Source organism: uncultured Maribacter sp. (assembly GCF_947496775.1).
Classification (GTDB): Bacteria; Bacteroidota; Bacteroidia; order Flavobacteriales; family Flavobacteriaceae; genus Maribacter_B.
Map to the genome: position 1 here is coordinate 160,728 of NZ_CANMDU010000005.1, position 13,030 is coordinate 173,757.

11 protein-coding genes are annotated in these 13,030 nt (G+C 33.1%); 6 read left to right on the plus strand and 5 right to left on the minus strand.

Annotation, left to right across the window (positions count from 1 at the left end):
* The first annotated feature begins 120 nt into the window (after window positions 1–120).
* Window positions 121–1,509 carry an alpha/beta hydrolase gene (locus Q0856_RS10170; protein ID WP_298504674.1) on the plus strand — a complete coding sequence of 463 codons (1,389 nt, stop codon included), beginning with the start codon at window positions 121–123 and terminating at the stop codon, window positions 1,507–1,509.
* A gap of 90 nt (window positions 1,510–1,599) precedes the next feature.
* Here the strand turns inward: Q0856_RS10170 and rpsA are convergent, their stop codons facing one another.
* Window positions 1,600–3,426 carry a 30S ribosomal protein S1 gene (gene rpsA, locus Q0856_RS10175; RefSeq protein WP_298504677.1) on the minus strand — a complete coding sequence of 609 codons (1,827 nt, stop codon included), beginning with the start codon at window positions 3,424–3,426 and terminating at the stop codon, window positions 1,600–1,602.
* A 261-nt stretch (window positions 3,427–3,687) separates the two neighbouring features.
* Between rpsA and Q0856_RS10180 the strand changes: the two genes are divergently transcribed.
* Complete coding sequence (locus Q0856_RS10180) at window positions 3,688–4,068, plus strand: LysM peptidoglycan-binding domain-containing protein (protein WP_298481229.1); 381 nt, start codon at window positions 3,688–3,690, stop codon at window positions 4,066–4,068.
* A gap of 37 nt (window positions 4,069–4,105) precedes the next feature.
* Here the strand turns inward: Q0856_RS10180 and cmk are convergent, their stop codons facing one another.
* Window positions 4,106–4,804, minus strand: coding sequence for a (d)CMP kinase (gene cmk / locus Q0856_RS10185; protein ID WP_298504678.1), 699 nt, complete (start codon window positions 4,802–4,804; stop codon window positions 4,106–4,108).
* A gap of 24 nt (window positions 4,805–4,828) precedes the next feature.
* A complete protein-coding gene (gene lon / locus Q0856_RS10190; protein WP_298481225.1) occupies window positions 4,829–7,279 on the minus strand; it encodes an endopeptidase La in 2,451 nt (816 codons plus the stop codon).
* Between the two features lie 345 nt (window positions 7,280–7,624).
* On the opposite strand from lon, the gene Q0856_RS10195 reads away from it, so the two are divergent.
* Genes Q0856_RS10195 through Q0856_RS10210 form a run of 4 tightly spaced genes read left to right on the plus strand, consistent with a single transcriptional unit; the run spans window position 7,625 to window position 10,569 of the window.
* Window positions 7,625–8,176, plus strand: coding sequence for an RNA polymerase sigma factor (locus Q0856_RS10195; RefSeq protein WP_298504680.1), 552 nt, complete (start codon window positions 7,625–7,627; stop codon window positions 8,174–8,176).
* 2 nt (window positions 8,177–8,178) lie between these two features.
* Window positions 8,179–8,739: a hypothetical protein gene (locus Q0856_RS10200; RefSeq protein ID WP_298504682.1), complete on the plus strand. Its 561-nt coding sequence runs from the start codon at window positions 8,179–8,181 to the stop codon at window positions 8,737–8,739.
* Window positions 8,720–9,814 (plus strand): hypothetical protein, encoded by a 1,095-nt coding sequence (locus Q0856_RS10205; protein ID WP_298504827.1) that lies wholly within the window; start codon window positions 8,720–8,722, stop codon window positions 9,812–9,814. Before Q0856_RS10200 ends, Q0856_RS10205 begins: the two co-directional genes overlap by 20 nt.
* A 29-nt stretch (window positions 9,815–9,843) precedes the next feature.
* Window positions 9,844–10,569 carry a head GIN domain-containing protein gene (locus tag Q0856_RS10210; RefSeq protein WP_298504684.1) on the plus strand — a complete coding sequence of 242 codons (726 nt, stop codon included), beginning with the start codon at window positions 9,844–9,846 and terminating at the stop codon, window positions 10,567–10,569.
* A gap of 61 nt (window positions 10,570–10,630) precedes the next feature.
* Here Q0856_RS10210 and Q0856_RS10215 read toward each other — a convergent pair whose 3' ends face one another.
* Both Q0856_RS10215 and Q0856_RS10220 read right to left on the minus strand, forming a co-directional pair.
* Window positions 10,631–12,019 (minus strand): MFS transporter, encoded by a 1,389-nt coding sequence (locus Q0856_RS10215; RefSeq protein ID WP_298504685.1) that lies wholly within the window; start codon window positions 12,017–12,019, stop codon window positions 10,631–10,633.
* 165 nt (window positions 12,020–12,184) lie between these two features.
* Complete coding sequence (locus tag Q0856_RS10220; protein WP_298504688.1) at window positions 12,185–12,994, minus strand: M48 family metallopeptidase; 810 nt, start codon at window positions 12,992–12,994, stop codon at window positions 12,185–12,187.
* Between the last annotated feature and the right edge of the window lie 36 nt (window positions 12,995–13,030).

A 13,030-nucleotide genomic window follows, 5' to 3' on the forward strand; every position in this document is an offset into this window, starting at 1 on the left:
AATTATCGTTAAAGAAAAAGAAATTTATTTTACAACCACTCAAACCAAATTGTAACAATAAACAAAATATAACTACCAATACATAAACTATATTCAATTCTGAATTTAACAACCTTATTTATGATTAAAAAAATCACACTTTTTTCTTTAGCTTTTCTTTGTCTATCACAAATCTACAGTCAAAACATAACAGGAAAATGGTATGGCTATTTAGACCAATTTAAACTACGAATTGTATTTAACATATCCGAAACAAAGGACGGATACAAAACAAGCTTAGATAGCCCAGACCAAAGTTCTTTTGGCATACCAGCTTCTAAAACCATTATAAAAGAAAATAAACTTGAAATTGAAATAAGCGTCATTGGTGCTCAATTTAAAGGACAATTTGAAAAGGACAAAATTACCGGAACATTTTCCCAAGTCGGTACGCATATACCCTTAGTGTTAACCCGAAAAGAAATAAAAAAACAAAAAAGTAAAAGACCGCAAACACCAAAAAAACCTTACCCATATTACGAAGAAGAGGTAGTTTTCTTAAACAAAAAAGCTAATATAACACTTGCTGGAACATTAACGTTACCGAAAAAAGAAGGCAAATTCCCTGCTGTTATTTTAATTTCTGGTAGTGGACCGCAGAATAGAAATGAAGAAATATTAGATCATAAACCATTTTTAATACTCTCTGATTATTTAACAAAAAAAGGAATTGCTGTTTTGCGTTATGATGATAGAGGTTTTGGAGCTTCTACAGGTAATCATAGTTTGGCAAACTCTGCTGATTTTGCTTCCGATGCGGAAAGCGCATTTACGTTTTTAAAAACAAGAAAAGAAATTGTACCTACCAAAATTGGATTAATTGGTCATAGTGAAGGGGGACTAATTGCCCCAATGGTTGCTGCAAAAAGTAAAGAGTTAGGTTTTATTGTATTACTTGCGGGAGTAGGAACAAAAGGAGATAAACTACTTTTAGCACAGCAAGAATTGATTGCGCGAGCATCTGGTATTTCTGAAAAAGATATTGAAAATTCTAAAGCTATTAATAGTTCTATTTTCGATTTAGCTCAACAGTTCGATAATCAGGATTCTTTAAAAATAAATATTCGTAAACAACTGGAAATCGCCATTTCTGACGGAAAAATAACTCCTCCTGATGGCAACTCAGAACAATTTATTAATAGAACCACCAAGCAAATAACTTCTCCTTGGATGCTTTATTTTTTAAAATGCAATCCGAAAGAAAGTTTAAACAAAGTTAGTTGTCCCGTTTTGGCTGTAAATGGCGCTAAAGATTTACAAGTGCCACCAAAAGAAAATTTAAACGCAATTAAACAGGCCTTAAATGATGGGGGAAATAAAAACATTACTACTACAGAATACCCAAACCTTAATCATCTTTTTCAGGAATGCGTTACTGGACTACCAAGCGAATATGGACTTATTGAACAAACCTTTTCTCCTAAAGTTATGCTCGATATTACCGAATGGATACTAAAAGAAACCAAGTAAACTAGCTATAGATGACAAAAGCTAGATTACCGCATAAAAAAAGCCCAAACATATGTTTGGGCTTTATAATTGTAAAATAAAAACTAAGGATTAAGCCTTACCTTCCATTTTATCTTTTAACGCTTGTAACGCTTCATTAGCATCCCCTAAAGTTGGTTTAGCCTCGTCAGCAGCAGCAGCTTGTCTCTTAACAGCAGCTTTTACATTACGTTTTTCTTCTTCTCTAAAGATTGCAGTATGACTTGCTACTACACGCTTAAAGTCTTTATTGAATTCAATGATTTTAAATTCAGCCTCGTCTCCTTTGCCTAATTTTTTACCATCTTCTTTCTCTAAATGACGTTGCGGTACAAATGCAACGATATCTTCGTTGAATTCGATTGTAGCTCCTTTATCAACAATATCAGCAATAGTTGCTTTATGAACTGTATCTAAAGCAAATTCAGCCTCATACTTATCCCAAGGGTTTTCTGTAGTTTGTTTGTGCCCTAAACTTAATTTACGACCTTCAACATCTAACTCTAAAACTTCCACTTCTAATTTATCACCTACTGCAACAAATTCTGATGGGTGCTTAATTTTCTTAGTCCAAGATAAATCAGAAATATAAATAAGTCCGTCTATACCTTCTTCTAATTCTACAAAAACACCAAAGTTTGTAAAGTTACGTACGATTCCGCTATGCTTAGAACCTACAGGATATTTAGAAGTAATATCTGTCCAAGGGTCAGGAGTTAATTGCTTAATACCAAGAGACATCTTACGATCATCTCTATCAAGAGTTAAAACAACTGCTTCTACCTCATCTCCTACTTTTACGAAATCTTGAGCAGAACGTAAGTGCGTAGACCATGACATTTCTGAAACGTGGATTAATCCTTCTACACCTTCTACAACTTCGATAAATGCACCGTAATCAGCGATTACAACAACTTTACCTTTTACTTTATCTCCAATCTTAATTTCATCAGATAAAGCTTCCCAAGGATGCTTCTCTAACTGCTTAAGACCTAATTGAATTCTAGATTTGTTTTCATCAAAGTCTAAAATTACAACATTTAATTTCTGATCTAATTCTACAACCTCATTTGGATGATTAATTCTACTCCAAGAAAGGTCTGTAATGTGTACTAAACCATCTACACCACCAAGATCAATAAACACACCATAAGAAGTAATGTTTTTAACAACACCTTCTAATACTTGTCCTTTTTCTAATTGACCAATGATTTCTTTTTTCTGTTCTTCAATATCAGCCTCAATAAGTGCTTTATGAGAAACAACAACGTTTTTAAATTCGTGGTTTATTTTCACCACCTTAAATTCCATTGTTTTGTTTACATACTGATCGTAATCACGTATAGGCTTAACATCTATCTGAGAACCTGGTAAGAATGCTTCAATTCCAAAAACATCTACAATCATCCCCCCTTTAGTTCTACACTTAACAAAACCGCTAACGATTTCTTCTTTATCATGTGCAGCATTAACTCTATCCCAAGCCATGATTGTTCTTGCCTTTCTATGAGAAAGAACTAACTGACCACTTTTGTCTTCACGGATATCGATTAATACTTCAACCTTGTCACCTACTTTTAAATCTGGATTGTATCTAAACTCATTTAAAGAGATAACACCTTCTGATTTTGCATTGATATCAATAATTGCCTCACGATCTGTAAGGTAAACTACTGTTCCTTCTACAACTTCTTCGTCTGCAGTATCAACGAAATTTTCAGAAACAAGTTTTTCAAACTCTTCTAATTTAGAGTCTTCTACTTTTTCAATTCCTTGTTCGTACTTTTCCCAGTTAAAATTTTCTAAAAATTCTTTAGGATCCTGTACAGGTGTTTCCACCTTTGTTTCTTGTGCTACTACAGTTTCTTCTGCAGGAACGTTTGCTTTTTCTTCAGCCATTTGAAGATTTAAATTTGTATTCTATGATTTCGTAAGAGTTAAACAATTATCACAGAAGCTGTTATGTTTATTTTTGTTTTATTCCCTTTTCCTCTTATTTCTTTGCAAAAAAGGTGTGCAAAAATACAATTTATTTATGATTCTACCAACCTATTATAAGCAAGAGTATTTTTTAATAGATAAATAAGTACAATTAGGAGATTTTTTCTGCTATTTATTAGTATATTGAGCTATAAATATTAACCGTTTAAAAAATTTATTATGAGCGTTAAAGCAAAATACCAAGGAGTTTTAAACCTAGGTGAGCAATTAGGAATTAAAAATGGAGATGTATCTGAAGAAGGTGGCATCCTAAAAATAAAAGGAGAAGCAAATACTCCATACGAGAAAAACTTATTATGGGATAAAATTAAAGAATTAGGCGGAGAAAGCCCTTCTGACGTTAAAGCAAATATTACCGTTTCGGATGATTCTGTATACCACAGACATACGGTTAAAGGTGGAGAATCTCTAAGTAAAATTGCAAAACACTATTACGGCGATGCAATGAAATACAAAGAAATTTTCGCTGCTAACACTGGTATTTTAAAAAATCCTGATGTTATTCATCCGGATCAGGAATTAGTTATTCCTAACTTGTAAGAAACAACAAACTAATTTTTACGTAAAAGGACGCTAATTAGCGTCCTTTTTTATTGATTATTCTTAATGCAAAATTATGCATTCGCTCAAATTGTTCTTCTAACCCCATATCGCTATTATCAAAAGGTATAGCATTCTCTGCCTGCCGTAATGGAGAAAATTCTCTATGCGAATCTATATAATCTCTGCTTTCTACATTTTTAAGAACTTCTTCATAAGAAACTTTCTCTCCTTTATCTAACAACTCCTTATACCTACGATAAGCTCTTTTATCCGCGGAAGCTGTCATAAAAATTTTTAACTCTGCATCTGGAAAAACCACAGTTCCTATGTCCCGACCGTCCATAACTATTCCTTTGTCTTTCCCCATCTCTTTTTGTTGCTGTACAAGTATTTCTCTAACCGCTTGTATCTCCGCAATTCTACTCACATTTTTAGAAACTTCTAAAGTTCGGATTGCTTTCTCTACATTTTCTCCATTTAAGTACATTTCCGAAAAACCTAGTTCTTCATTGTATATAAACTTTAAAACAATTGTAGACAATGCACCTACCAAACCTTCTATATCTTCTTTTAAACCTCCTATGAATTTATTACGCATAGCAAATAACGTAACCGCTCTATACATAGCACCAGTATCCACATATACATACTCTAAAGCCTTTGCTAATTGCTTAGCTATAGTACTTTTTCCGGTAGATGAATAACCATCTATTGCTATGGTAATTTTTGTCATCACTTTAATTTTACTTACAAAGCATTATAACTTTTTAGCATTCTTAACCTTTGTTTTAGTTAATGCCAAATCTATAACTTCATGCATATCTGTAACATAATGGAAAGTTAATCCTTTTAAATAGCTTTCTTTAATTTCTAGGATATCTTTTCTGTTCGATTCGCAAAGTATAATCTCTTTAATACGCGCTCTTTTAGCTGCTAGTATTTTTTCTTTTATGCCTCCTACTGGCAAAACTTTTCCTCTTAAAGTTATTTCCCCCGTCATTGCCAAACTCTTTTTTACTTTACGTTGCGTAAACAAAGAAACTAAAGAGGTTAACATGGTTATACCTGCGCTTGGTCCATCTTTTGGAGTTGCTCCTTCTGGTACGTGAATATGCACATTATACTTATCGAACACTTCAGTTTCTATTCCGAATATATCTGCGTTAGATTTAATATACTCCATTGCAATTGTAGAGGATTCTTTCATCACCTTTCCAAGATTCCCTGTAATATTCAAAGCTCCTTTTCCTTTAGACAGGATAGACTCTATAAAAAGAATATCTCCACCAACACTTGTCCATGCCAGACCCGTAACTACGCCGGCAACATCATTATTTTCATATTTATCTCTTTCTAACCTTGGAACACCAAGCACATCCTCTACATCTTCATTACCTATCTTAATACTGTATTCCTCTTCGGTCGCGATAGATTTTGCAGCATAACGAACCATTTTAGCAATTTGCTTTTCCAAAGAACGAACACCGGACTCCCTTGTATAACCTTCCACAATTTTTTCTAATTGCGGTTTTGCTATTTTTAAATGTTCATCGGATAAACCATGTTCTTTTAATTGCTTTGGCAACAAATGCTTTTTAGCTATCTCTACTTTTTCTTCAATAGTATAACCAGTAACATTAATAATCTCCATTCTATCTCGTAATGCCGGCTGAATAGACCCCAAATTATTTGCGGTAGCAATAAACATTACTTTAGAAAGGTCGTATCCCATTTCTAAAAAATTATCATAAAACTCGCTATTTTGCTCTGGATCTAAAACCTCTAACATGGCAGAAGAAGGGTCTCCCTGATGGCTATTAGATAATTTGTCTATTTCATCTAAGATAAAAACTGGATTCGAAGTCCCGGCCTTTTTTAAACTCTGTACAATTCTTCCCGGCATTGCTCCAATATACGTTTTTCTATGCCCTCTTATTTCTGCTTCATCGCGTAATCCTCCTAAAGAAATTCTAACATATTCTCTGCCTAAAGCTTCAGCTACAGATTTCCCTAAAGATGTTTTACCCACTCCCGGAGGCCCATAAAGACAAAGAATAGGAGATTTCATATCGTTTCTTAGTTTTAAAACTGCTAGATACTCTATTATTCTCTTCTTTACATCTTCTAACCCGTAATGATCCCTGTCTAAAATTTTCTGAGCTCGTTTTAAATCGAACTTGTCTTTAGAAAATTCGTCCCACGGCAAATCTAAAAACAAGTCCAAATAATTTCTTTGAATGGAATACTCTGCTACTTGAGGGTTCATTCTTTGCATTTTCGATAGTTCTTTATCAAAATGCTCTCCTACCTTTTTATTCCATTTTTTCTTTTTGGCTCTCTCCCTCATTTCCTGTATTTCTTCATCATAGGAAACACCACCTAATTCTTCTTGGATGGTTTTCATTTGCTGATGTAAAAAATACTCGCGTTGCTGCTTATCCAAATCATTACGAACTTTAGACTGAATGTCATTCTTTAACTCCAGTTTTTGAAGTTCTACATTCATATATTTTAAAGTAGCTAGAGCTCTCTCTTTTAAATTTCCAATTTCTAATAATTCTTGCTTAGCCTTTACTTCTAAATTAAGATTTGACGACACAAAATTGATTAAAAAAGAATCACTCTGAATATTTTTAATAGCAAAAGAAGCTTCGCTAGGAATATTAGGATTATCTCTAATAATCTTAAGAGCTAATTCTTTTATAGAATCTATAATAGCCAAAAACTCAGAACTATCTTGATCTTCTCTTTCTTCTTTGGTTTCCCTTACAGTTGCTGTTAAATAAGGTTCTTTAGTAAGCACTTCTGCTATTTCGAACCTTTTTTTCCCTTGAATAATTACTGTAGTATTACCATCTGGCATTTTTAAAACTCGTAAAATCCTAGCTACAGTACCTAGTGTATTAATATCATCAACACCTGGATTCTCGGTTTCCTCATCTTTTTGAGAAACGACACCTATAACCTTAGAACCATTATTTGCATCCTTAATTAATTGAATAGATTTATCTCTACCTGCCGTAATTGGTACTACGACACCAGGAAACAATACGGTATTACGCAAAGGCAATATTGGTAAAGTTTCTGGCAAACCTTCACTATTCATTTTTTCTTCATCCTCCGGCGTTAATAAAGGTATTAACTCAGAATCCTCGTCTATACTATGCAAAGACATATTGTCAAAATTTGAAAATTTAGAATCTCCCATATACTTATTTCGGTCATTCTGTCACTAATACAACAGAATTCTTTTTTTATCTAATTATTAAAATTATTCATAAAGCCTTGAATTTATTGGCTTTACCTTCCTCATCACTTTCTTTCGTTACTATAAAGACAATTGTTATGCCAAGCACATACCAAATCTACTTTTATTACTCCTATCATAACTAGAAACAAACCGTAGAAAACAAAAATATTAACTTCTAAATAGATCTTGTATTACCGAGTAATAATAACAAATTCAAGAATACCACATTATTCCACTTTCTTTTTTTAAACAAACTGTAACAAAAAATAAATTGCGATATCTTTATAACAAACTAAACCCTTTTTGAGCCAAAAAAGAGAAAATATTGATAACCTATTGCAATTATGCCTTGACGGTAAACAAAGTGCACAACTAGAAATTTACAATCTCTACTATAAAGCAATGTACAACACTGCCATAAGAATTGTAAAAAATAGTGCGGAAGCTGAAGATGTTATGCAAGAATCGTTTTTAAACGCGTTTACGAAACTGCATACTTTTAAAGCTGAAGTTAGCTTTGGCGCTTGGTTAAAGCGTATTGTAATCAACAACAGTATTTATCATTACAGAAAGCAACAAAAAAATAATGAAGTCGCTTTTGAAGATGCAATGTACAAGGTCGAAGACAACAATGGAATTTCTTCTGATCATGTGTTTACGGAACTGAAGGCTCAAAAAGTATTGGAAACCATGAAAAAACTAAAAGACAATTACAGAATTTCTTTGACCTTACATTTAATTGAAGGGTATGATTATGAAGAAATTGGAACCATAATGAATTTAAGTTATGCCAACTGTAGAACAACAATATCTAGGGCAAAAGAAAGCCTAAGACAAAAAATGTTAACCTCTTAACAATGGAAAAAGATACTATTAATAAACTCTTTAACGACCTTCAAGGCTCTTTTGATATAGAAGAACCAATAGAAGGGCATGAGACTAGGTTTTTAGAAAAATTGCGCCAGAAAAATACTGTAGCAACTATTACTAAAAAGAAAAACTCGTGGTGGAAACCTTTATCCATAGCAGCCTCTATTGCCCTACTATTTTTTCTTGCTATTGGTGGCTTAAATAACAGCATAACTACTGAAGATAAAGTAGCTGAAATTTCTCCGGAAGTCTCTAAATCGGAACTCTATTTTGTTAGCTTAATAGATGACCAAATAAAAGAACTAGAAAAAGAAAACTCACCTGAAACAAAGAAAATAATTGAAGACACTCTTTTGCAATTAAACAAATTAGAAAAGAATTATAGCCAATTAGAGCAAGATTTATTGAATGGAGGAAATAGCAAATTAATCCTCAGTGCAATGATTACCAATTTTCAAACTCGGATAGATTTACTTAATGAGGTTCTTGCCCAAATTGATAGAATAAAAAAAATAAAAAATACGCATGATGAAAACTTTACTATATAAATACACTACTCTTATTTTATTTATAGCTCCCTTATTGGTTTCTGCCCATAACGGAAAACTAAAAGGAAAATATACCAAAGAAAAGACCATAAAAAAAGAATATTCTGTAAATTCTGATGCTTTATTGAAAATTGCTAATAGTTACGGAAACTTAAATATTACCTCATGGAATGAAAACCGTATTCTTATCGAAGTTCACATAAAAACTAACGGCAATAACAAAGAAAAAGTTCAGAAAAAATTAGAGTCTATTACGGTTAATTTTGAAGGAAGCTCAAGTATGGTTTCTGCTAAAACCATATTCAATAACTCCAAAAGTAGCTGGGGATGGAATTGGGGCAATAGTGGTAATGTTAATATGCAAATTAACTACACTATAAAAATGCCTATCAAAAACCGCGTAAATTTATCTAACGATTATGGTAATATTATTTTAGATAGAGTTGATGGTCATGCTAAAATATCCTGCGATTACGGCCGATTAGATATTGGAGAATTAAGAGGGCGCAACAATACTCTAAATTTTGACTATACTTCTAAATCAAATATAAATTACATTAATAGCGGAACTATCACAGCCGACTATTCTGGATTTACTATTGAAAAAGCTGGAAACCTGATTATAAAAGCAGACTACACCAACGCTTCTATCTCCTATATGAAAAACCTTCAATACTCAAGTGACTACGGAAAAATAGACATTGGCGAGGTTAATAATATAGAAGGTAATGGAGACTACATTAATGTAAAACTTGGAACAATACACGGAAACGTTCAATTGGTTTCAGATTACGGGGCACTACAAATTAAAGAAATGGCGGAAGATGCTGGAAATCTATCAATTAATAGTGACTATACTGGAATTAAAATTGGATACAGTCCTAAATATCATTTTGATTTTGATATCTCAACAGAATATGCCGGCGTAAGCGGAAAGGACGAATTTGAAATTAACTTAAGTACCAAAAAATCTAATAAAAAACACTATAAAGGTTATCACGGCAGCCCAAATAGTGGACACCACGTTTCTATAGATAGCGAATACGGAAGCGTTTCTTTTTATAAAAACAACTAATTAAAAAACATCAATCAAAAACAAAAATCATGAAAAAAATAGCAATTTTAAGTTTATCTATTTTAATGTATTCCTCTTGTATTGCACAATGGGGCAAAAAAATAAAAGGAAATGGAAATGTAACTACAGTAAATAGAACCACTTCAGATTATGATGCTATATCAGTCTCTGGTTGGTTTGATGTTGAATTGGTAGATGGTTCTGAAGGTAAAATATCTTTAAAGGGGGAAGAAAATTTACTAGATTATATACTTACAGAAGTAAAGGATAATAAATTAGTAATTAAAGTAGAAAAAGGAGTTAACTTAAAACCATCTACTTGGAACAATGGCATTATAATAACTGTTCCTGTGGAAAGTATTAGCGCAGTAACTCTTTCTGGATCCGGAGATATTATTGGCAAAAAAACCATTAAAACTTCCGATTTTAAAACTGCTATGTCTGGTTCTGGAGATATTAGCCTTGATATAAACTCAAATAACATTGACGCCTCTATGTCCGGTTCCGGAGATATTAACTTAAGCGGCACGACCAATAACTTCGATGCCACCATATCTGGAAGTGGAGATATTAAAGCTTTTGATTTAAATGCTACTAATGTAGATGCAAATATTTCTGGCTCCGCGGATATTAAAGTTACTGTAAAGGAAAGACTAAAAGCTAGAGTATCTGGCTCTGGAGACATTACTTATAAAGGGAACCCGATTAAGATAGACACCAAAGTATCTGGTTCCGGAGATATCTCTAAAGGATAAGGAGTTTATTCACAATCAAAAACTATAATCAAACCTAAAACCTCTAACATTAGAGGTTTTTTTATGCTTTATCCTTTTTCTCTACTTTAGTTAACAAAAGCATACCTATTAAAAAGAATACACCCAAAAAAATGATAGCATTACGCATACTACCCGTATACTGCGCTACAAATCCGTACATAAACGTACCTATAACAATTCCTATTTTTTCAGCAACATCATAAAAACTAAAAAAGGAAGCCGTATCTGTAGTTTCTGGAATAAACTTAGAATAAGTAGACCTTGACAAGGCTTGTATACCGCCCATTACCATTCCAACGCAACCTGCTGCGATATAAAAATCCGTAGGAGTTACTACAAAATAAGCATAAACACATATAGCCACCCACATTAAATTAACAATTATTAATGTTTTTATATTACCATATTTTCTCGATGCTAGTGCTGTTAAAGTTGCTCCAAAAATTGCAACTATTTGTATCACCAGAATACTAACAATAAGGCCTGTTGTGCGCTCGTTATCTGTTCCCCAATTAATTTCTTCTTCTCCAAAATAAGTTGCAATTAACATTACTGTTTGAACAGCCATGCTATATACAAAGAAAGCTATTAAGTAACGTTTTAATTTTACCTCATCTCCTAATTGATACCACACCAATTTAAGTTCTTTAAATCCATTAAGAACAATATTTTTCTTTTCCCCTTCTTTCTTATTCCCGAGTGGCAAATAATAAAAAGTGTATTGTGCAAAAATTATCCACCAAACACCTACGGTAGCAAAAGAAACCTTCATGGCTTTTAAAGAAGCGGCGTTTTTTGCAGCCTCTAATGCCGCGTTAATTTCTGCCAAATCTCCTGTTTCCTTTATTGTGTCTGATATACTTACATCAAAACCAAAAAAATCTGGCTTCATTACCATTGCTAAATTGAAAAGTAACAAAATAACACTTCCTATGTACCCCATAGAAAAGCCTTTAGCACTTACTTTGTCTTGCTGTTCCTCGTATGCTACATCTGGTAAGTACGAGTTATTGATTGCAAAGCTTACCCAAAAACCAACTAAACCAAAAAAATAACAGGCCAGCCCAACATAAATATTTTCTAAAGAAAACCAATACAATCCGATACAAGAAAAACCACCTAGGTAACAAAAGAATTTCATAAACACCTTCTTATTCCCCATATAATCGGCAACTCCAGAAAGCAAAGGAATAATGAGTGTTATAAAAACAAAAGCAGCTGATGTAGTATAACTAATTAAAGGTGCTCTAGCTATTTCTCCTCCAAAAACGGATACTTTTTCTATTCCTGCTTCTCTAAATAAGGCTCCATAAAATATCGGAAAAACCGCAGAGGAAATTACCAAACTATACACGGAATTAGCCCAATCATAAAAAGCCCAAGCGTTTAATAATTTTCTACTCCCCTTTATTGCTAATGTTCTTGCCATATTTTTAATAAAAAAAGACCGTTCCTTTAATAGAACGGTCTTTAAATATACAATTAATAAGTTATTATTTTTATTTGATAATCGAGATTTAAATGCTTCGAGTCTTATCCTAAACCAAATAATTTAGTTTCTAATTAATACCTCATAGGCATATTCCCAGACAACTTACTTAAAAGTAACTACTCCAAATTTAGCTGCTTCTTCTTTTGCCAATGGAGCCCAAGCTGTTAAATTTGCTATTCTAGTATCATTAGAGGGGTGCGTACTCATAAACTCGGGTGGTGCTTGCCCTCCACTGTTAGCTTTCATTCTCCTCCATAAATCTGCCGCTTCTGTAGGATCATATCCCGCTATAGCCATTATTTGCAAACCTATCCTATCTGCCTCTGTCTCATGACTTCTACTAAAAGGTAACATTCCCAAAATATTAGATCCTACTCCATAATATTGATTAAAAGCACCTCTGGTTTGCTCATCTTTAATAACAATATTGCCAGCTACAGCAAGCCCTTGCTGTACCATACCAGCACTCATACGTTGCGCTCCATGATCCGCTAATGCATGGGCAACCTCATGACCCATAACTACTGCTATTCCCCTTTCTGTTTTTGTTATTGGCAAAATCCCTGTATAAAAAACAATTTTACCTCCTGGCATGCACCAAGCATTTACTGTTTTATCCTCTACCAAATTATATTCCCATTTATAATCTTTTAAATATCCTGGATAACCGTTAGCTGTTAACCAGCGCTCTGCAGCAGAAGATATACGTTGGCCAACCTTGGTTACCGTATTTGCATCTGTCGTGCCTTTTATAACTTTATTTTCTCCCAAAAATTGATCATACTGCGCAAAGGCTGTTGGAAAAATTTGACTATTAGGGTAAAAGTTCATTATTTTTTTCCCTGTAAAAGGGTTTGTTTTACATGCTGTTACTCCCAAAAAAACAGCCAGAATTAAAATTATCTTTCTCATGATACATAGTGTTTAGTAATAGGAAAAATACAAAAA

What these genes read in the sequence shown, in the direction of transcription:
- lon (WP_298481225.1), bottom strand. Translation starts at nt 7,279, where the DNA reads ATGGGAGATTCTAAATTTTCAAATTTTGACAATATGTCTTTGCATAGT.
- Q0856_RS10215 (WP_298504685.1), bottom strand. Translation starts at nt 12,019, where the DNA reads ATGGCAAGAACATTAGCAATAAAGGGGAGTAGAAAATTATTAAACGCT.
- rpsA (WP_298504677.1), bottom strand. Translation starts at nt 3,426, where the DNA reads ATGGCTGAAGAAAAAGCAAACGTTCCTGCAGAAGAAACTGTAGTAGCA.
- Q0856_RS10220 (WP_298504688.1), bottom strand. Translation starts at nt 12,994, where the DNA reads ATGAGAAAGATAATTTTAATTCTGGCTGTTTTTTTGGGAGTAACAGCA.
- Q0856_RS10210 (WP_298504684.1), top strand. Translation starts at nt 9,844, where the DNA reads ATGAAAAAAATAGCAATTTTAAGTTTATCTATTTTAATGTATTCCTCT.
- Q0856_RS10180 (WP_298481229.1), top strand. Translation starts at nt 3,688, where the DNA reads ATGAGCGTTAAAGCAAAATACCAAGGAGTTTTAAACCTAGGTGAGCAA.
- Q0856_RS10200 (WP_298504682.1), top strand. Translation starts at nt 8,179, where the DNA reads ATGGAAAAAGATACTATTAATAAACTCTTTAACGACCTTCAAGGCTCT.
- Q0856_RS10170 (WP_298504674.1), top strand. Translation starts at nt 121, where the DNA reads ATGATTAAAAAAATCACACTTTTTTCTTTAGCTTTTCTTTGTCTATCA.
- cmk (WP_298504678.1), bottom strand. Translation starts at nt 4,804, where the DNA reads ATGACAAAAATTACCATAGCAATAGATGGTTATTCATCTACCGGAAAA.
- Q0856_RS10205 (WP_298504827.1), top strand. Translation starts at nt 8,720, where the DNA reads ATGAAAACTTTACTATATAAATACACTACTCTTATTTTATTTATAGCT.